At 72.7% G+C, this 18,845-nt stretch carries 19 protein-coding genes; 10 read left to right on the forward strand and 9 right to left on the reverse strand.

What is annotated here, in order from left to right; translation table 11 throughout:
- The first annotated feature begins 134 nt into the window (after positions 1-134).
- The 5 genes from pdhA (at position 135) to ACY34K_RS25060 (ending at position 4,546) form a co-directional block, all read left to right on the forward strand.
- A complete protein-coding gene (pdhA, locus tag ACY34K_RS25040) occupies positions 135-1,079 on the forward strand; it encodes a pyruvate dehydrogenase (acetyl-transferring) E1 component subunit alpha (protein WP_462750884.1) in 945 nt (314 codons plus the stop codon).
- Positions 1,076-2,080: an alpha-ketoacid dehydrogenase subunit beta gene (locus ACY34K_RS25045; RefSeq protein WP_462750886.1), complete on the forward strand. Its 1,005-nt coding sequence runs from the start codon at positions 1,076-1,078 to the stop codon at positions 2,078-2,080. The genes pdhA and ACY34K_RS25045 overlap by 4 nt, the downstream gene beginning before the upstream one ends.
- A 2-nt stretch (positions 2,081-2,082) precedes the next feature.
- Entirely contained in the window at positions 2,083-3,630 is a 1,548-nt protein-coding gene (locus ACY34K_RS25050) for a 2-oxo acid dehydrogenase subunit E2 (RefSeq protein ID WP_462750888.1), read from the forward strand.
- Positions 3,631-3,632: 2 nt separating this feature from the next.
- Positions 3,633-3,878: an acyl carrier protein gene (locus tag ACY34K_RS25055; RefSeq protein ID WP_462750890.1), complete on the forward strand. Its 246-nt coding sequence runs from the start codon at positions 3,633-3,635 to the stop codon at positions 3,876-3,878.
- 386 nt (positions 3,879-4,264) lie between these two features.
- Positions 4,265-4,546, forward strand: a complete 282-nt coding sequence (locus ACY34K_RS25060) for a hypothetical protein (protein WP_462750892.1) — start codon at positions 4,265-4,267, stop codon at positions 4,544-4,546.
- A gap of 50 nt (positions 4,547-4,596) precedes the next feature.
- Here ACY34K_RS25060 and ACY34K_RS25065 read toward each other — a convergent pair whose 3' ends face one another.
- Genes ACY34K_RS25065 through ACY34K_RS25075 form a run of 3 tightly spaced genes read right to left on the reverse strand, consistent with a single transcriptional unit; the run spans position 4,597 to position 8,638 of the window.
- Positions 4,597-5,256, reverse strand: coding sequence for a potassium channel family protein (locus ACY34K_RS25065; protein WP_462750894.1), 660 nt, complete (start codon positions 5,254-5,256; stop codon positions 4,597-4,599).
- Positions 5,253-5,912, reverse strand: a complete 660-nt coding sequence (locus tag ACY34K_RS25070; protein WP_462750896.1) for a potassium channel family protein — start codon at positions 5,910-5,912, stop codon at positions 5,253-5,255. Before ACY34K_RS25070 ends, ACY34K_RS25065 begins: the two co-directional genes overlap by 4 nt.
- Positions 5,909-8,638 carry a cation-translocating P-type ATPase gene (locus ACY34K_RS25075; protein ID WP_462750952.1) on the reverse strand — a complete coding sequence of 910 codons (2,730 nt, stop codon included), beginning with the start codon at positions 8,636-8,638 and terminating at the stop codon, positions 5,909-5,911. Before ACY34K_RS25075 ends, ACY34K_RS25070 begins: the two co-directional genes overlap by 4 nt.
- A gap of 785 nt (positions 8,639-9,423) precedes the next feature.
- Here ACY34K_RS25075 and ACY34K_RS25080 point away from each other — a divergent pair.
- From ACY34K_RS25080 to ACY34K_RS25090, 3 genes are all read left to right on the forward strand, one after another.
- Positions 9,424-9,930 (forward strand): flavodoxin domain-containing protein, encoded by a 507-nt coding sequence (locus tag ACY34K_RS25080; RefSeq protein WP_462750898.1) that lies wholly within the window; start codon positions 9,424-9,426, stop codon positions 9,928-9,930.
- Between the two features lie 3 nt (positions 9,931-9,933).
- Positions 9,934-10,518 carry an Rv1733c family protein gene (locus ACY34K_RS25085; RefSeq protein ID WP_462750900.1) on the forward strand — a complete coding sequence of 195 codons (585 nt, stop codon included), beginning with the start codon at positions 9,934-9,936 and terminating at the stop codon, positions 10,516-10,518.
- A 64-nt stretch (positions 10,519-10,582) separates the two neighbouring features.
- Positions 10,583-11,230 (forward strand): CBS domain-containing protein, encoded by a 648-nt coding sequence (locus ACY34K_RS25090; protein WP_462750902.1) that lies wholly within the window; start codon positions 10,583-10,585, stop codon positions 11,228-11,230.
- Between the two features lie 154 nt (positions 11,231-11,384).
- Here the strand turns inward: ACY34K_RS25090 and ACY34K_RS25095 are convergent, their stop codons facing one another.
- The 3 genes from ACY34K_RS25095 to ACY34K_RS25105 form a co-directional block, all read right to left on the reverse strand.
- Positions 11,385-11,693, reverse strand: coding sequence for a DUF1918 domain-containing protein (locus tag ACY34K_RS25095; protein ID WP_462750904.1), 309 nt, complete (start codon positions 11,691-11,693; stop codon positions 11,385-11,387).
- A gap of 149 nt (positions 11,694-11,842) precedes the next feature.
- Positions 11,843-12,721, reverse strand: coding sequence for a universal stress protein (locus ACY34K_RS25100; protein ID WP_462750906.1), 879 nt, complete (start codon positions 12,719-12,721; stop codon positions 11,843-11,845).
- The gene (locus ACY34K_RS25105; RefSeq protein WP_462750908.1) at positions 12,718-13,626 is read right to left on the reverse strand and encodes a universal stress protein; all 909 of its coding nucleotides are present in this window, start codon (positions 13,624-13,626) and stop codon (positions 12,718-12,720) included. Before ACY34K_RS25105 ends, ACY34K_RS25100 begins: the two co-directional genes overlap by 4 nt.
- A 269-nt stretch (positions 13,627-13,895) precedes the next feature.
- Between ACY34K_RS25105 and ACY34K_RS25110 the strand changes: the two genes are divergently transcribed.
- Entirely contained in the window at positions 13,896-15,299 is a 1,404-nt protein-coding gene (locus tag ACY34K_RS25110) for a nicotinate phosphoribosyltransferase (RefSeq protein ID WP_462750910.1), read from the forward strand.
- A 173-nt stretch (positions 15,300-15,472) separates the two neighbouring features.
- On the opposite strand, the gene ACY34K_RS25115 is transcribed toward ACY34K_RS25110, so the two are convergent.
- Positions 15,473-16,348 carry a universal stress protein gene (locus tag ACY34K_RS25115; RefSeq protein WP_462750912.1) on the reverse strand — a complete coding sequence of 292 codons (876 nt, stop codon included), beginning with the start codon at positions 16,346-16,348 and terminating at the stop codon, positions 15,473-15,475.
- Between the two features lie 146 nt (positions 16,349-16,494).
- Between ACY34K_RS25115 and ACY34K_RS25120 the strand changes: the two genes are divergently transcribed.
- On the forward strand, positions 16,495-17,076 hold the full coding sequence (locus tag ACY34K_RS25120) for a flavodoxin domain-containing protein (protein WP_462750914.1): 582 nt from the start codon (positions 16,495-16,497) through the stop codon (positions 17,074-17,076).
- A gap of 70 nt (positions 17,077-17,146) precedes the next feature.
- On the opposite strand, the gene ACY34K_RS25125 is transcribed toward ACY34K_RS25120, so the two are convergent.
- Together ACY34K_RS25125 and ACY34K_RS25130 are read right to left on the reverse strand one after the other, a co-directional pair.
- A complete protein-coding gene (locus ACY34K_RS25125) occupies positions 17,147-17,821 on the reverse strand; it encodes a CBS domain-containing protein (RefSeq protein WP_462750916.1) in 675 nt (224 codons plus the stop codon).
- A 41-nt stretch (positions 17,822-17,862) separates the two neighbouring features.
- On the reverse strand, positions 17,863-18,747 hold the full coding sequence (locus ACY34K_RS25130; protein ID WP_462750918.1) for a universal stress protein: 885 nt from the start codon (positions 18,745-18,747) through the stop codon (positions 17,863-17,865).
- Positions 18,748-18,845 lie beyond the last annotated feature (98 nt).

The raw sequence follows: 18,845 nt of genomic DNA on the forward strand, positions 1-18,845 counted from the left end.
GCCCCGACCGCACACGAAGGGCCCCGGCGCCCGCCAAGTCCGGCAGGAGGACCGGGACGGCCGGGCGGAGCAGCGGCGTCGAAGAACCTGGCCGGCAGCCGGACCCCGGGCACCGGTCGGCCCTCCTCGAGGGGATGCTGCGCATCCGTCGTTTCGAGGAGCGGTGCGTCGAGCTGTACAGCGCGGCGAAGATCCGCGGCTTCGTCCACCTCTACATCGGCGAGGAGGCGGTCGCCACAGGCGTCAACGAAGTGCTGCGGCCGGAGGACGCGGTGGTCTCCACCTATCGCGAGCACGGCCACGCCCTGGCCCGTGGCATCGCCCCGGAGGCCGTCATGGCCGAGATGTACGGCAGGACGACGGGGTGCAGCGGCGGCAGAGGCGGGTCGATGCACCTGTTCGACGCCGGCCGCCGCTTCTACGGCGGCAATGCGATCGTCGCGGGCGGGCTGCCCCTCGCCGGCGGGTTGGCGCTCGCCGATCGTATGCGCGGACGGGCCGGTGTCACCTGCTGCTTTTTCGGCGACGGGGCCTTCGCGGAAGGCGAGTTCCACGAGACGGCGAACCTGGCGGCCCTGTGGGATCTGCCGCTCCTGTTCGTCTGCGAGAACAATCTCTACGCCATGGGCACGGCGCTGGAACGGCACGAGGCCCAGACCGATCTGGCGATGCGCGCCGCTTCCTACGGCATGGTCGCCTGGGCCGTGGACGGCATGGACGTCGAAGCCGTGGAGCGGGCGGCACGACGAGCGGTCGACGGCATCCGGGCCGGGGCCGGCCCGCACTTCCTGGAGCTGCGGACGTACCGCTTCCGCGCCCATTCGATGTACGACCCCGACCGTTACCGGGAGAAGGGGGAGATCGAGCAGTGGCGGTCCCGTGACCCGATCGGCCTGCTCGCGGAGCGTATGCGCCGAAGCGGAGAGCTGGATGACAAGAAGCTCGCCCGCATCGAACAGCGGGTCACCGGCGAGATCGACCGCGCCGTCGAGGCCGCCGAAGCGGCGCCCGAGGAGCCGGTGGAGCACCTGCTCCGTCATGTGACCAGTTCTTCGGCGGGGGCGGTGAGCGGACCGTGAACGCCGGCACGAAGCGGGAGGCGGGGCCCGAGAAGACGACCTACCGCGAGGCGATGCGGGAGGCGCTGAGGGAGGCACTGCGCTCCGACGACCGTGTCTTCCTGATGGGCGAGGACGTCGGCCGGTACGGCGGTTGCTTCGGCGTCAGCTTCGGTCTGCTGGAGGAGTTCGGCCCGGAGCGGGTGCGCGACACACCGCTCTCGGAGTCCGCGTTCGTGGGTGCCGGCATCGGCGCCGCCCTGGCCGGGATGCGGCCCATCGTCGAGATCATGACCGTCAACTTCAGCCTGCTCGCCCTGGACCAGATCCTCAACAACGCCGCCACCCTCCTGCACATGTCGGGCGGCCAGTTGCCCGTTCCGCTGGTCATCCGGATGACGACGGGTGCGGGACGGCAGCTCGCCGCCCAGCACTCGCACAGCCTGGAGGGCTGGTACGCGCACATCCCCGGCATGCGGGTCCTCGCTCCCGCCACCGTCGAGGACGCTCGGCACATGCTCGCCCCGGCCCTGGCGGATCCCGACCCCGTGCTCATCTTCGAGCACGGAAGCCTCTACAACGCCTCCGCCGACCTTCCCCCGGCCTCCGCACCCACGAGCCTGGATCACTCGGCCATCCGGAGGGCCGGTAACGACATCTCCCTGATCACGTACGGCGGTTCGCTGCCCAAGGCTCTCGCGGCGGCGGACGAACTGGCCGCCGAGGGCATCAGCGCCGAGGTCATCGACCTGCGCACGCTCCGGCCCCTCGACGACGCCACCATCACCGCCTCGGTGTCCCGCACCCACCGTGTGGTGGTCATCGACGAGGCGTGGCGCACGGGCAGCCTCGCCGCGGAGGTGTCCGCGCGGATCGCGGAGGGCTCGTTCTACGACCTGGACGCGCCCGTCGAGCGGGTGTGCAGCGCCGAGGTGCCCATACCGTACGCCCGGCGGCTCGAGGAGGCCGCCCTGCCTCAGCCCGCCGACATCGTCGCGGCCGCCCATCGGGCGGTGGGCTGATCATGGCCGAGTTCACCATGCCGTCCCTCGGCGCCGACATGGACGAGGGCACGCTCCAGGAATGGCTGGTCGCTCCCGGAGACGTCGTGCACAAGGGCGATCCGGTCGCGGTGGTGGAGACCGCGAAATCCGCCATCGAGGTGGAGTGTTTCGAAGACGGCACCGTCGCGGAAGTGCTCGTCGAGCCGGGCACGACGGTGCCGGTGGGCACGCCGCTCGCGGTGATCGGTCCGGTGGCGGAGGAGCCGCGGCACCCGGAGGAGCCACCCGAGCCGGCGGGCCGCCGGAAGCCCGGCAAGGCCGGGAAGAAGGAGGCGGCCGGCAAGCGCGGGAAGCACGGGGAGGCCGGAAAGCCCGTCAAGACGGGCGAGCACGAAGAGGCCGTGGCGGCCGGGAAGGCCGAGGAGGGACGACGGGTCCGGCACGGCCCGTCCGGAGGAGGACCGCCCGGGCCCCCCTCCGCGCCCCTGCGCCCACCTGGCGAACCCGCCCCGGACCCGGCCACCACCGGCGAGGGGCAGCGCGACCACATCGAGGCGGGACCCCTGGTGCGGCATCTCGCCGAGCACAGCGGCGTCGACCTGGAGACGCTGCACGGCTCCGGCCCCGGCGGACGCATCACCCGGGGGGACGTCGAGGAGGCGCTCCGGACCGATCGCCGAACGGAGCGCGTGCGCGCCACCCCTCTCGCCCGCCGGCTCGCCTCGGAACTGGGCGTCGACCTCGGCACGGTTCGGGGCACGGGCCGGGGGGCGGCCGTCCGTGCCGACGACGTACGCCGGGTCGGGCCGGACCGGGCTGCTCCGGACCGGGCGGCGCCGGACCGGGCGGCGCCCCCTCACCCCGGCGTCGCCCAGGAACGTTCCGCGACTCCGCCGGAGGACCGGGCGGCATCCATGCGCCGCGCGATCGCCGGGCTGATGACGCGTGCCAACCGTGACATCCCCCACTACTACCTCTCCACCACGGTGGACATGGCCGCCGCAACGGACTGGCTGCACGAGCACAACCGGAGCAGTCCGGTCGGCGAGCGGCTGCTGCCGGCGGCCCTGCTGCTCAAGGCGGCCGCACTGGCCGCCCGGGAGGTGCCCGACCTCAACGGTTTCTGGACCGAGGACCACTTCTCCGCGGCCGAGGAAGTCAACCTCGGTGTCGCCGTGTCCCTGCGCGGCGGCGGGCTGATCGCCCCCGCTCTCCGCCACGCCGACACCCTGACGCTGCCACGGCTGATGGCCTCGCTGAAGGACGTGGTGACCAGGGCCCGTACGGGCCGACTGCGGGGTTCCGAGGTGTCCGGAACGACGATCACGGTCACCAACCTCGGCGATCAGGGCGTGGAGGCCGTCTTCGGGGTGATCCACCCGCCGCAGGTGGCCCTGGTCGGCTTCGGCAGGGTGGCGGACGGGCCGTGGGCCGTCGGTGGCCTGTTGGGCGTGCGGCCCCTGGTCACGGCGACCCTTTCGGCGGACCACCGGGCGACCGACGGCGCTGTCGGCGCCCGTTACCTCACGGCGGTCACCCGCCTCCTGCAGAACCCGGAGCACCTGTGACCATGAACCGAACCGTTGCCCTGGACATGGTGAAGGAATCGATCTCCCGCGTCGTCCCCGACGCCGACGTGGACACACTGGGCCCCGACGACGCGTTCCGCGACGTGCTCGAGATGGACTCGCTGGACTTCCTGAGTTTCGTCGAGATCCTCAGTGACCGGTCCGGCGTCCGCATCGACGACGAGGACGCGCCCCGGCTCACCACACTGTCCGGGAGTGCCGACTTCCTCATGGCCCGCGCGCCGTGAAAGCCGGCCGAAGCGTCTCGCCGTCGCGGAGGGCCGAGCGGCGCGGCGCGTCGGGCCACCGCCCAAACTGGGCCTCGGCGTCCAGGTGGTCGTCCCGGGTCCGCCCGGGACCGGCCCTCTTGCGCATCGGCCGGGAGAGCGAACGACCGCGCGTCCACCGGCGGTCGGACGCCCCGCGCGTGAGTCTCGGGCGACGGGACGATCCGACCCTCCGTGATGTGACTCGTCAGGTCCGGCACCGGAGGGGTGATGTCACGCCGCCGGCATGGTCCCCCAGGTGCCCGTAGAGCGCGGCCGCAGGCCGCCTCGGCGGGGACGAGAGCCGTGTTTCGGGGGCGGCGGTGGGCGGGCGGGCGGGTGGGTACGGTCGTCGCCACCCCCTCCGGGTGTCGTGCGCCCCTGAGGACGGTCCAGCCGATCGTCATCCGGGACTCGTCCGCCCGCTGGTCGGCGAAGTCCCGCAGGAACGCCTCCTCGAAGTCGACGTGGCGGCGGTCGGTCGGGCTCGGCCCGGCCCGGCCGATCAGGTCGGCGAGGTCGCGGACCTGTCGGGCGCGGACAGGCAGGCCAGCAACGATCTGGCGCTGGAGCGGTCCGAGCACGAGGTCGCCGTCCGCCGCCGCTGGGTCGCAGGCCGGGGTGGTGGGCACGGGACGGCGGCGGGATGACCGTCCCCGGAGTCCCGCTTCCGGTGGTCCCGGTGTCCCGCTTCCGGTGATCACTGGAACGCCGCGTGGATCTCCTGTTCGGTCGCGGTGTGCGAGACGAGGAGCAGTTCGTCGCCGGGCCGCAGGCGGACGGCCGGGTCGGGCACGGTGGGCTGCCCGTCGCGGACGATGGTGGCGACGACGGTGCCCTCGGGGAGCCGGACCTCTCCCAGGGCCCGGCCGGAGGCTCTGGACTGCGGTGTGATGGCCGTCTCGATGACGTCGACGCCGGCCTTGCTGAGTCTCAGCAGGGCGACCGTGTCGGTGGCCCCGGTGGCCTCCTCGATGAGGGAGATCAGCGGAGTGGCGGCGGGCACGGGGACGTCGACTCCCCAGCGTTCGTCGAACAGCCAGGCGTTGTCGGCGTCGTTGACCCGGGCGGCCACGCGCGGCACCGAGAACTGCCGCTTGGCGAGGAGGCTGATGACGAGGTTGTCCTCGTCGGTCCCGGTGGTGGCGATGAGCAGGTCGGCGGTCAGCGCACCGGCGTGTTCGAGCAGTACGGGATCGCTGGCGTCCCCCGTGACGAGCCGCACGGCGGGGACGCGGCCCCGGAGTTCGGCGACGCGCACGTCGTCGACGTCGATCAGCGTGACCTCGTTGCGGGCTGCGGAGAGTACCTGGGCGATCTGGGTGCCGAGCCGCCCCGCGCCGGCGATGAGTACGTTCACGTCCCCAGCTCCTTGTCCAGGAAGCCGCGCAGCCTGCCCAGCGCGGTGGCGGCGACGGCGAAGGTGACCAGGTCGCCCGCCTGTGCGGGTGTGCTGTGGGCGGGGATCAGGGAGCGGCCCGCGCGCGTGACCTCGACGACGCGGATCTCGCCGTCGACGTCGAACTCGGTCAGCCGGCGCCCGACGAGGTAGTCGGGTATCTCTGAGCGGACGAGCATCGTCTCGCCGTTGCCGAAACTGAGTTCGGGGTTCAGGTGCCGGTGCAGCAGCATCCGGTGCATCTGCTGCACGGTCCACTGCACGCTGGTGATGGTCGGGATGCCGAGGTCGCGGTAGACGTCGGCGCTGCGGGAGTCGTAGATGCGGGCGAGGACGACCGGCACCCGGTAGGTCTCCTTCGCTGTCCGGGCGCTGACGATGTTGTTGTTGTCGCGGGAGGTGACGGCGACGAAGGCGTCCGCGTGCTCGATGCCGGCCGCCCGGAGTACGGCGCGGCTGTAGCCGTTGCCCTCGTGGAAGCGGATGCGGGGGCTGTCGGGCAGCCGCCGGGCCGCTTCGGGGTGCCGGTCGACGACCCGCACGTCGTGTCCTTCCACGGCGAGCAGACCGGCGAGGGCGGAGCCCACCCGTCCGCAGCCGACGACGATCACCCTCATCGGAGGGCTCCTTTCCTGCGGTCGGCGTGGCGCAGCCAGGCCTTGCGCACCTCGTCCGCGATCAGGGGCAGGGTGCCGAGTCCGGCCAGGAGCGCCCAGTCGGCGGCGTCGAGCGGTGCGGTGTTGAAGACGGCCTGCAGCGGCGGCAGATAGCTGATGGCGGCCATGAAGGCGACGCCGCAGCCTCCTGCGGCGAGCAGGGCGGGATTGGACAGCAGTCCCGCCTTGAGGACGCTCTGGCGGTCGGTGCGGACGGCGAGGGAGATGAAGAACTGGCTGAGGACGATCCCGCCCTGGGCCAGGGTGACGGCCTCCCGGTAGACGGCGTTGTCCTCGGTGAATTCGTCGAAGGGGAGACCGGACGCGTGGATGTGCAGGAAGAACACCGCGCACACGCCGAGGGCCTGGATGCCTCCCAGGAACAGGATGCGTCCCACCACGGCCGACGAGAAGAGGCGCTCGCGCCGGGAGCGCGGCGGACGGTCCATCACGTCCGGCTCGGGTCGTTCCGCGCCGAGCGCCAGGGCGGGCATCACGTCCGATCCCAGGTCGACGGCCAGGATCTGGACCGCGCTGATCGGCACGAGCGGGAACCCGGCGAACGTCGCCGCCAGGATCGGACCCAGTTCGCCGACGTTGCTGCTGAAGACGTAGACCAGGAACTTGCGGATGTTCTGGTAGACGGACCTGCCGAGCCGCACCGCCGCGGCGATCGACGCGAACGAGTCGTCCAGGAGCACCATGGAGGCCGCCTCCCGCGCCACGTCGGTGCCCGACGCTCCCATCGCCACGCCGATGTCCGCGTGCTTGAGCGCGGGGGCGTCGTTCGCGCCGTCGCCGGTGACCGCCACCACCTCGCCGCGCCGCTGGAAAGCGGTGACCACGCGGGTCTTGTGCTCGGGGCTGACTCGGCACAGCAGCAGTTCGGACGGCCGGGCGAGCAGCGCGTCCAGCGCCTCGTCGTCCATCGTGTCGAGCCGGGCGCCCGTCACCACCAGCGGGTCCTGGCTCCGTACGATCCCCACCCGACGGGCGACGGCCTCCCCGGTGAGCGGGTGGTCACCGGTGACCATGACGATCCGGATGCCGGCCCGGCGGCAGGCGGCGACCGCGTCGGTGACCTCGGGGCGGGGTGGGTCCAGCATGCCGACCAGACCCAGCAGCGTCAGCGCGGACTCCGCTTCAGCCTGCGGCGGTCGGGGCCCGTCCAGCTCCCGTTGCGCGACCGCCAGCACCCGCAGCCCCTGCGACGCCAGCGCGTCACTCGCCGCGACGACCAGCGTTCGGTCCTGTTCGGTCAGCGGTCCGTGCCGCCCCTCCCACCGCACCTCGGTGCACCGCTCCAGCAGTTCCACGGGGGCTCCCTTGACGCACGCCCGGTAGCCCGCGCCGCTCTTGTGCACCGTGGTCATCAGCTTGCGGTCGGAGTCGAAGGGGAACTCCGTCACGCGCGGGGCCCGAGCCTCCTCCGCCTCGACGTCAAGGCCGGCCTTGGCGGCGGCGACGAGCAGCGCGCCCTCGGTGGTGTCGCCAAGGACCCGGCGGCGTTCCCGCCCCCGGGACGGGTCGGAGGGGACCAGACGGGCGTTGCAGCACAGGGCCGCCACCCGCAGCAGCTCGCGCACCGGGGCCGCGTCGGCGACCTCGCCGCTCGGCTCGTACCCGACGCCGGTCACCGCGTGGCCCACGCCACCCGCCCACACCTGGGTGACGGTCATCTCCGCCTGGGTCAGCGTTCCGGTCTTGTCGGTGCACACCACGGTGGTCGATCCGAGCGCCTCCACCGCCAGGAGCTGCTTCACCAGGGCGTGGCGGCGCGCCATCCGCCGTACGCCGATCGCCAGGGACACCGAGAGGGTGGCGGGCAGCCCCTCCGGAACCAGCGCGACCATCACGCCCAGCGCGAAGACGAACGTGGTCACCGCGGACTCTCCGGTGGGCAGCCGGACGGCGAACATCAGCGCGCCGATCGCCAGGGCGGCGCCCGCCACCCGACGTGCCATGGAGGCCACCTGATGCTGCAGCGGGGTCTTCTGCCGGGGAGCGGCCGCGGCCAGCCGGTAGATCCGGCCGAACTCGGTCGCCGCTCCGGTGGCGAAGACCACGGCTCTCCCCGATCCGGCCACGACGTCGGTTCCCATGAACACACAGTTGCGGGCCTCCAGCGGCGGCCCGGCGGCCACCGGGTCGGCCGTGCGGCCGACGGCGGTGCTCTCACCGGTGAGCGGGGCGTTGTTCACCGCCAGCTCGTGAGCCTCGACGACCCTGCAGTCCGCCGACACCGCGTCACCGGCCTCCAGCAGCACCAGGTCGCCCGGCACCAGTTCCCGGGCCGGCAGCTCCATCCGCCGGCCGCCCCGCAGCACCCGGGAGGTGTGGGGGACCATCGCCGCCAGTGCCTGCGCGGTCCGCTCGGCCGAGTACTCCTGGGCGAAGCCGATGGCGGCGTTCAGCACCACGACGCCCAGGATGGCGACCGCCAGCTGGAAGGTGCCCGCCTCGCGCGGCTCCTCCAGTACGTACGCGAGAAAGGTGACGGCCGAGGCGACGAGCAGAACCACGGCGAAGAGGTCCGTGAACTGCGCTGCCAGCGGCCGCCACAGGCCGCGGCGCCGTGCGCGGGGCAGTTCGTTGGGTCCGTACTTCTCGAGTGCGGTCGTGGCCTGGGCCGGCGAGAGGCCGCGCCGTGACGAGTGCAGCGCCGTGACCGCGTCGTCGGCGGCCATCTGCCGCACCGAGGGGGTCCTCGGGCTCGCGCCGGGCGGGGCGCCGGCGGCCGGGGCCGTGCCTCCGGCCGGCGGCGGGGCCGCACCGGTGCGCATCATCCCGCTCCGCACGGTGCGGGGGGCGCCGCGGGCGGCACCGGGCGGATCGCGCGGGTGGCCTTGTACGAGGCAGCCATCAAGGACTCCCTGGAGCTCGGCGGTCTTGCGTCCCGGTCCACCGCCCGTCGCCGGCGGCCTTCTCCCATCGTGTGACGCGACCGCCGGAACCACCACCGCCGTCGGCGGCCGCGGAACGCGTTGGGTTCCGCGTCTGCGCCGCGCGCAGCTCGTGCACCCGGCTGCCGCGCCGTTCTCGTCCACGCGCATGGCGTCGCGCCTCTGACCGGCCGTGCCCCGTATCGACGATCGTTCGCGAACCGTCGCACTGCACCGTACGGGCGATTCGCCGCCGCCGCGGATCGCCGTGGGCATCGCGACGAGCAGAGGACCGCCACGCAACCGTGCCGTCCCGGCCGGACACGTGGCCTGGCGCCGTGGCCGTGGCCGTGGCGGTGACCGCCGTGACCGCCGTGACCGCCGTGACCGCCGTGGAAACGTCCTCCGCCCGGGCCGGTGCCGACCGGCGAGCGGTCCGACGGGGGCCATTCGGCCCTGCGCCCGTGCCTGAAAGGCCCTTCAGCGGCTCGCTGCGCCGGCGGCAAAATCGTCAGTGGTGGCCCACGCACACCCGCGGACGGTGAGCGCGGCGCCCCTCGGCACGCAGCCGTGGAAGGGCGGTGGAACCCGTGCCCGGCAATGTACTCGTCACGTACGGAACGAAGAACGGGTCGACCGCCGAGATCGCCCGCGTCATCGCTTCCGTCCTGCGGGACGAAGGGCTGACGGCGGAGGCCCGTCCGCCCTCGGAGGTGGCGGACGTGGAGCGGTACGACGCGGTCGTCATCGGGGGCGCCCTCTACATGGGCCGCTGGCACCGCGACGCGCGGCGCTTCGCCCGGCAGCACCGCAAGGCCCTGCGGGAACGGCCGGTCTGGCTGTTCAGCAGCGGCCCCCTCGACCCGTCCGCGTCGCAGAGGGACATACCGTCGGTACCCGGCGCTCGCCGCGCGGAACGCCGGACGAGGGCCAGGGGGCACATCACTTTCGGCGGCCGGCTCCAGGCCGGTGCGAAGGGCCGCATGGCCAGGGCGATCCTCGACGAGAACCGCGGCGGCGACTTCCGTGACCTGAACCGCGTCGCGGCGTGGGCCGCCGACCTGGCCGGGGAGATCAGGGACCCGGAAGGACGATGAGGGATGGCCGCCGCGGTATGGACGCGCGCATGGCGGGAGCATCCACTGCGTCGCCGCGTCGACGTGCTGGAACGCCGGGCTCTCGTAGTCATCTACGGCGCGGTACTGGTGTGCGCCCCGGTGCTCGGTACGACACTCGGCGTTCACGCCTATCGTCATGACCGGGCGGTCGCCGCGGCACAACAGCAGTCCCGGCACCAAGTCCGCGCCGAGGTGCTCGCCGGCGCCGCCGCGCCGTCGCCCTCCGCCGACGGGAGCGGTCACCTCGCGAGAGTGCCGGTCCCGGCGCGGTGGACCACGGCCGACGGGGAACCGAGGAAGGGCACCGTCCCGGTTCCCGCCGGTACCGAGCGCGGTGACCGCGTCGCCGTATGGGTGGACCGGCAGGGAAACGTCTCGGCCGCTCCGCTGAACGATCGGGACATCTGGATCGGAACGGTGGCCGCGGGGCTGTTCGGTGCGGCCCTGAGCGCGGGCGCCGGCGCCGTGGCCGTGGCGGGCGTCCGCATCGGGTGCGACCGGCGCCGCGCGGCCGAGTGGGACGACGAGTGGAACCAGGTGGAACCGAGATGGAACAACCGGGCGTGACGACGGCCCGCTCGAGCCGAGTTGCGCTGCCCGAGCCGGCGCACCTTCCGCGAAGGAGGAAGCGATGAGCGCATCACCCCACACCGTGAGCGATGTGATGACCCATACCGCGGTGGCGGTGGGCAGCCGCGCGTCGTACAAGGAGATCGTCGAGCTGATGGACCAGTGGAAGGTCAGCGCGCTCCCCGTGCTCGCGGGTGAGGGCCGGGTGATCGGTGTGGTGTCGGAGGCCGACCTGCTGCCCAAGGAGGAGTACCACGTCGACGGCGGCGAGGTCCCCGACCGGCCGCGCGGCGACGCGGCCAAAGCGGGTGCCGTGTACGCGGAGGAGCTCATGTCGGCCCCGGCCGTCACCGTCCATCCGGACGCCACCATCGCCGAGGCGGCCCGCATCATGGCCCGACGGCGGGTGAAGCGCCTGCCGGTGGTGAACGAGTTCGGGCTGCTCGAAGGGGTGGTCAGCAGAAGCGACCTGCTGAAGGTGTTCCTGCGGTCGGACGAGGACATCGCCGCCGAGATTCGCGACGCGGTCGTCCCGGAGCTACCCGCGGTCGCTGATCTCAGCGTGGACGTCGAGGACGGTGTGGTGACCCTCGGCGGGCAGTTGCGAGACCGGTCCCTGGTTCCCCTGCTCGCGCGGGCGGTGCGGGCGGTGGAGGGTGTGGTGGACATCCGTCTCGACCTGCACAGGCCGACGGCGTCCGCCGCCTGACACGATCCGCCGCCTGGCACGTGAGCAGCGGGTCGCGACAACGGGCAATGCCCCGGCAACGGACACCGGGGTTGGACGACTGCCCCGCGCTCGAGTGGCACCCAGGAGCCACTGTTGGACGGCCACGGCGGATCGGCGACCCGCACGAAACGGCTCAGCCCCGGTCCGGCTGCTCCGTTCCGCCGCTCTTTCCCGGTGCCGTTCGGTGAAGATGACGGATGTGGGCGTCCGGCCCGGGGAAGAACAGCGTGGTCCGTCCCATGTCGGACCAGCGCACGTCGTAGGGCGGGCTGCCGTCTTCGTGGTGGAGGCGGACCACTTCGCCGTCGCGACGCATCACACCGACCGAAGGCCCCTCCACGACGATCTGGTCCCCGGTCTCCGCTCGTACCCCGGTGTCGCTGCCGCGCTCGAGTCCGGTCCTGCTCTCGGTGACGAGCTGCTTGGCTGTGCCGTGTGCCATGACGGCCTCCTCGTCGGGTGCGCCGGAACGGCGCCACTCGGTTCTCCACCAGCGTCTCTCGACGGCCTTCCCCGCCCCAGAGCCGACCGGGCCCTCTCGTCCGGCCATACGGCCCCACCGGGAAGGAGCGTCTCCGCCGGTCCCGGGGCTCAGACGCCGGGCAGGGTGGGCGTGGGTACCGTGATCACCGGGCACTTTGCTCGGTGCAGCAGACCGTGGACGACGGATCCGAGGCGCATTCCGGTGTATCCGCCGCTTCCACGCCGTCCGACGACGACCGCGAGCGCGTCGGACGAGGCCTGTGCCAGCTGCTCGACCGGATGACCGCGCCGCACCTCCTGCGTGACCTCGACGTCCGGGTATTTGTCCGTCAGGTCGGCGAGCGCTTCCGTGAGGAGATCGCGCCGCTGGTCCACGGCGGCCCGTTCGTCGCGGAACGAGACCACGGGCGGCTGCCACACCCACACGGCGTGCAGGGCGGCTCCACGCAGGCTCGCCTCCTCGAAGGCGAAGGCGGCGGCCGTCCGGGACGACGCGCTGCCGTCGACACCGAGGACCAGATGAGCGGGGCTGTGTGCCGTGTGCTCGGGCTCCCGCACGACCACGACGGGGCATTCGGCCTGTGCGCTCACCGGTACGACCACGGAACCGGCGCTCAGGATCTCCTCCGGCCGGCTCAGTCGCCGTGAGCCCACGACGATCAGGTGCACGTCCGCGGCCGCCTGCCGGCAGAGCACCGCCGCCGGTATCCCGTCGAAGAGTTCCGTGGTCACGGGCACGTCCGGGCGGAGGGACCGGACCGTTTCGGCTGCTGCCGCGAGCGCCGTCTCCCCTCTCGCCCGCGATGTCATGTAGTGCGGGATCGTGTCCACGTGCTGGGTGTCGTGCATCGGCGGGATGGCCACCACCAGCCGCAGGGGCGATGCCCTCCGCGCGGCTTCGTCGGCAGCCCATGCCAGGGCGGGTACGGACTGTTCCCTGGGGTCGACTCCCATCAGGATGCCGCCCCGTGTTCCGAGGTGTGTCATGGCTGTTCCTCGCCCCGCGCCGCGCCCCCACGGGGCACGATCATGACAGGGCAGTGCGCGTGGTGGATCAGCGCGTGGGCCACCCGCCCGAGGCTCGGCCCGAGACCCATGGGGGGCCGTCGGCTGCCGAGGACGAGCAGCTGCGCCTCCCCGCTCGCCTCGACGAGTGTGCCGGCGGCCGACATGGCTCCGGCGACTTCGGTGGTGACCGTGAGGCCGGGGAACGCCTCGTGCACCGATTCGGCCAGTTCCTTCACCCTTCGCTCGCGCGCCCCGGCCATCTCGTCCATGTCGTCGAGCATGGTGACGGCGGTCCCTACATGAGAGAGCGGGCTCCAGACGCTCAGCAACCTCAGCACGGTCTTGCGGAGTTCCGCTTCCCGGGCGGCAAGCCGCAGCCAGTCGGCGTCGGCCGCACCGCGCACCGCCGCGACCACGGCGGCGGACTCCGGCCCTCCGTGCTCACCCCGAACCACCACGACGGGCAGTGGGGTCCTGGCCGCCACCTCCAGGCCGACCGACCCCAGCATCAGCGACGCGAAGCCTCCGCGGCCGCGGTTGCCGACCACGACGGTGTCATGGGCACCGGCAAGGGAGCGCAGGCCCTCCACGGGATCCCTCCGGCTGAGCTGTCTGACGACTGCAAGGCGGGGAAACCGTTCCTGCACGGCCTCGCCAGTGTCCTTCAGCAGATCGCGGCCGAATTCGTGGATGTCGTCGATCGTGTCGGGAGAGGCGAGCCGCGTCACGCTGTCGAGGTTCGCGGCATACACGAGACGTAGCTGCGTGCCACGTCTGTCCGCCTCGTCGGCGGCCCAGAGGGCCGCCGCCCTCGCGGGCGCCGACCCGTCGACACCCACGACGACCGCCCCGAGTTCCGGGACTGCGGCGCTGGAGTAATCCATGATCCCTCCTCGGCGGCTGGATCTTCGTCATCCTCACGGTGCCATCCACGGCGTGCGGCGGCGAGGGCCGCTCAGGTGTGTCATGGGGACGAAGGTCCCTCTTCCCGCCCCGGACCCACTGGTGGAGGGGGGACCGATCGGCCCTTCCTTCCTCCTCCGGTCCGTCCCACGCTGGACGTACGGCAGCCCGGCGAGCCCCGCGTACCCCGCGCACGCACCCGGCTCCGGCTCGCCGCTCCGATCGCGCGGCGGGAAGCAGGGTGAGGACCATGTCCGACGTCACGACCACGGACCTGTACGAAGTGACGATGGCCCTGTCGTACCTGCGGGAGGGCATGGACAGGCCCGCGACGTTCAGCCTGTTCGTACGGGATCTGCCGCCCGACCGGGGCTTCCTGGTCGGCGCGGGCCTGGAACCGGCCCTCGCCTACCTCGCGGACTTCCGGGTGACGACCGCCGACGTCCGGGACTTCGCCACCGCGCTGCACCGTCCCCCCCGCGAGCTGGAGCCGCTGGCCGGCCTCCGCTTCCGGGGTGAGGTACGCGCCGTCCCCGAGGGGCGCGTCGTCTTCGCCGGAGAGCCGCTGCTGGAGATCACGGCACCACTGCCCCAGGCCCAGCTGGTGGAGACCTACCTGCTGAGCCTGATCAACCATCAGACGACGATCGCGTCCAAGGCCGCGCGGTGCGTGCTCGCCGCGTCGGGTCATCCGGTCATCGACTTCTCGCTGCGCCGCACGCACGGGCCGCAGGCCGGTATGCAGGCGGCCCGCCTCGGTGCCCTGGCCGGTTTCGCAGGAACGAGCAACGTCGCCGCGGCCACCCGGTGGGGGCTGCGGGCGTCCGGGACCATGGCGCACTCGTACGTCGAGGCGTTCCGGGACGAGGAGACGGCCTTCCGCGCGTTCGCACGGGCGCACCCGGGGCCCGTGACCTTTCTCGTCGACACGTACGACACCCCGCGAGGTGTCGCGACGGCCGCACGCGTGCTGCGGGATCTGCGGCGCGGTCCGGGATGTGCCGTCCGGCTCGACAGCGGCGACCTGGGGGCGCTGGCGAGGCGGTCCCGCGCGATGCTCGACGCGGCCGGCCTTCCCGATGTGGCGATCATCGCCAGCGGGGGGCTGGACGAGTACGGCGTGGACGCGCTGGTCCGCTCCGGCGCCCCCGTCGACGTCTACGCGGTCGGTACTCGTGTGGGCACCTCGGCCGACGCGCCCTATCTCGATTCCGCGTACAAACTCGTGGAGTACGACGGACGGCCCGTCATGAAACTGTCCTCCGCCAAGGTCACGGCGCCCGGTCGCAAGCAGGTCTTCCGGATCCCCGGGACGCCCGACCGGATCGGCCTGCGGGACGAGCCACCCCCGCCGGGGGCGGAGAGCCTGCTGCGGACGGTGATGGCCGACGGCGTCAGGACGGGGCCGCCGGACAGCCTGGCCGACGCGCACGCCCGGCTCGTAGCCGACCTGGCCGCCCTTCCTGAATCCGCGCTCCGCGTCCACGCGCCGCAACCGCTCAGGCCGGACACCACGCGGCGGCTCGGCGAGTTGACCGCGGAGGTACGTCGCCGCCTGGAGGCCGACGTCCTCGGTACGGGTGCCCCCGTGGCGTCGGCGCCGCGCGCTGCCCGAGAGGCCGCGGAACAGCCCGAGGGGTCCCCCGGCCCCTGAGCCCGGGCCTGCCCGCAGCCGCGGAGGGGATGCCATGAGCGCGCCATGCCCCGACGCGACGTCAGCGACCGCAGGGTGACCGACGCCGTCAGGGCGCGTTCATGCACGAGCGCGCCGGTGTCCGAGGTCCTCGTCATCGGTTGAGATCCTCACCCCTCCGAGGCGGGGCGCAGTCAGTCGTGGGGCACGATCGCCACCGGGGCGGCCGTGTGGTGGATCACGGAGTGGACGACGGGGCCGATGTGCGCGCCCAGGGGCGAGGTACGGCGCCGGAGCCCGACGACGACGAGTGCGGCGCCATGCGACGCTTCGACCAGGTCCTGGGCGGCGAACCCGTGACGGCTCTGCGCGCTCACGCGCACGCCGGGGTACTTGCCGGTCCAGGACGCCAGAGCGGCGTCGAGTTCCTTCTTCCGCTCCGCCGCCATCTGCTCCATGAGCACCGGGAACACGGCGGCCGTGTTGGGTGTGTACACCGGCGGAAGGCCCCATGAGTTCACCACGCGCAGCCCGCGGCCGTAGCGGTCGGCGCCGGCGAAGGCGAAGGCCAGCACGTCGTCGTTGGCCTTCGGCAGGTCGAGGCCGACGACGACGTCGCCGCTCTCGGGAACCGCCGCTTCTTCATCCTTGGCGGTGCGCGTTCTGACGAGTACCACGGGGTGACGCACCCGTGCCAGGACGGCGAGGGATACCGAGCCGGCGATGAAGCCCGTCAGGGTGCCGAGACCACGCGAGCCCAGGACCAGCAGATCCGCCTTCCCGGCCGCGTCGCAGAGCGCCTCGACGGGATCCCCGGGGTGTTGCGAGGTCTCCAGGCGCACGTCGGGATGGCGTGCTCGCACATGCTGAGCGGCCGAGTGCAGCAGGCCCTCGGCCCAACGGCGTTGTGTCTCCGGATCGACGAAGCGGGTGACGGCGTCGGTGTCGTCGCTCCACACGTGCAGCAGCCTCAGGAGGCGACCACGGCTGACGGCTTCGCCGGCGGCCCAGTCCGCCGCCGTGAGGCTTTCGTGGGACCCGTCGATGCCGGCGATGACAGCTCGAGTCATGGTGGGCTCCTTCTACGGAGGCGGCTGTTCCAACTACCACCCTGGTCCCCGTCGGCAGTCCGCAGGAGGGGCCGTTGGGCCCCCGCCCGGTCCGTTCGGCCCGCCGGCGGATGCGGCTGCCGCCCCGCGGCGAGAACGTTTCCTCAGTGCCGAACACCGAAGGAGCGGGCGCCATGGCCGAGGTGTGGATCCTTTATGCGTCCGAGCACGGATCCACGAGGGAGATCGCCCTGCGGATCGTCGGGCGGCTCCGCGAGCACGACCACCGTGTCCGGGTGCACGACCTGCGACAGCGGGCCGGCGAGGTCCCTGAGCCGCCCCCGTCCGCGAGCTTCGTGGTGGGCAGCGCCGTGCACAACGGCGCCTGGCTGCCGGCGGCGGAGACATATGTCGAGGCCGCTGCCGAGCGCCTGCGCGTGCGGCCGACGTGGATGTTCAGCGTGGGCATGACCGCGGCTCTGCCCCTGCCGCTGCGTGCGCTCGCGGCCAGGGCCGATCAGCCGCGGATCGCCCGCCTCGTCGAGCTCGTCCGGCCCCGCGCGCACCGACGCTTCTCGGGCGTGATCCGACGCGAGCACCTCGACCGGAAGGGCGCGCTGCTGTTCCGGCTGCTGCGTTGTCGGTACGGAGACCACCGGAACTGGGCGGAGGTCGACGCCTGGGCGGACGACATCGCCAGACGGCTGCAGCATGCGCCGGGCCGGACGGAGCGGCCCGACGTGGAGTAGCACCGCCGTCGTCAGCGCCGCCGTCGTCAGCGCCGCCGTGTCAGCACCGCCGTCGTCGGCACCGCCGTCGTCACAAGCTCGTCCCGGGCGTCCTGACCACGGGAGCGGTGAGATCGCAACGGACGTCGACCACGCCCTCCACCGCCCGCGTCAGGCGCTCCGCCACGGGGATCAGCGCGGCGTCCCTCACGGAACCGGTGATCGTGACGCGGCCCTTGTCGACCTCCACCCGGATGTCGTGGCGCGACACGGGGAAGAAGCGGGCGATCACCTCCTGACGCACCTCGGCGGCGAGGTCCTCATCGGTCCTCAGGAAGACTTTGAGCAGGTCGGACCTGCTGACGATCCCCTTCAGGACGTTCTGGGCATCGACCACGGGAAGTCGCTTGACCCGGTGTCGTGCCATGAGCCGGGCGGCCTGCGGCAAGGTGGCGGTGGCGCGCACCGTGACCGCGGGGCTGGTCATGAGATCGCGTGCGGTCACGGCGCCGGCCTTGGCGTAGTCCGTCAGCCGCTCCCGCTGCCCGATCAGGGTCGGCTCCTTGTCGCGAAGCTCCTCTTTGGGCAGCAGGTCCGCCTCGGACACCACGCCGACCACGCGCCCCTCCCCTTCCAGGACGGGAACGGCGGTGACCCGCCACTGCTTCATGGCGCTCGCGATCTCCTTGAACTGTGCGTCCGGGCCCACTGCGACGACGGTCGACGTCATCACATCGGCGACGGTGTGCGGTGAGCGGCGGTTCATGGCTGGTCCCTTCCGGGCGACGACCGGCGACGACGTTGGCTTCAACTCCGCTGGGGCACTACGGCGACGGGGCAGGCGGCATGGTGCAGCACCGTGTGCCCGACCCTGCCCAGTTGCATGCCGATCGCGCTGTGCCTGCGTTGCGCTCCGACGATCAGCAGGTCGGCCGCGGCGGAACGCTCGGTGAGCACCTTGCGTGCCGGTCCCTCGACCGTGGCACGGCGGACCGATACGTCCGGGTGGTCCTTCCGGGCCTTCTCCAGGGCCTGGTCGAGCAGGAGCGACGCCCGCTCCTCGTGGTGGCGGCCCGGGTCGCCCGCGATGAGGAGGTGATCAGCGGTCTCATGGGCGGGACGCCGCCAGGCTCGCACCACGTCCAGCGTGCAGCCCCGTACCTCCGCCTCACGGAAGGCGAACCGCACGGCCGGGGAGTCGATGTCGTCGTCGCCGACTCCCAGCATGATGCGCTCGTGCGCGCCGCCGAGTCCGGCCTGATCGCCGCGGACGACGACCACCGGGCAGACCGCCCCCGCGGCCACGGCCAGGCTCACCGAACCGAGGAGGAGCCCGGCGATGTCGCCGCGTCCCCGGACTCCGGTGACCACGGCGAAGGCGTGCTCACCCTCGCGCAGGAGGGCGGCCACCGCGTCCTCGGGGAGGACATCGGTGACGATCTTGAGGTCCGGATACCGGCGCCGTACGCGCTCCGCGGCCGTTCCCACGATGTTGTCGGCGAGCACGCGTTCCGAGGGACGGCCGAGGCTGTTCGCGAGGGCCGCGCCCTCGTAGCGCTGCCACAGGGACGCGTACACGGGACGCAGCGGCAGGTCGTGGCGGAGTGCCTCGTCCGCCGCCCAGTCGAGGGCCAGGAAGCTGGGGTCGGAGCCGTCCACGCCCACCACGAGGGGCAACACCATCGTCCCCACCGCCTTTCGCCTCGGGATCGGGCTCGGTTCCACGGTCACACGCCCGGGGTGCCGGTCCTAGGGCCGTTCGGACCCCACCGGTGGCCCGGCGGCCCCGG

The sequence above is a fragment of the Streptomyces sp. STAM6 genome (assembly GCF_054963715.1).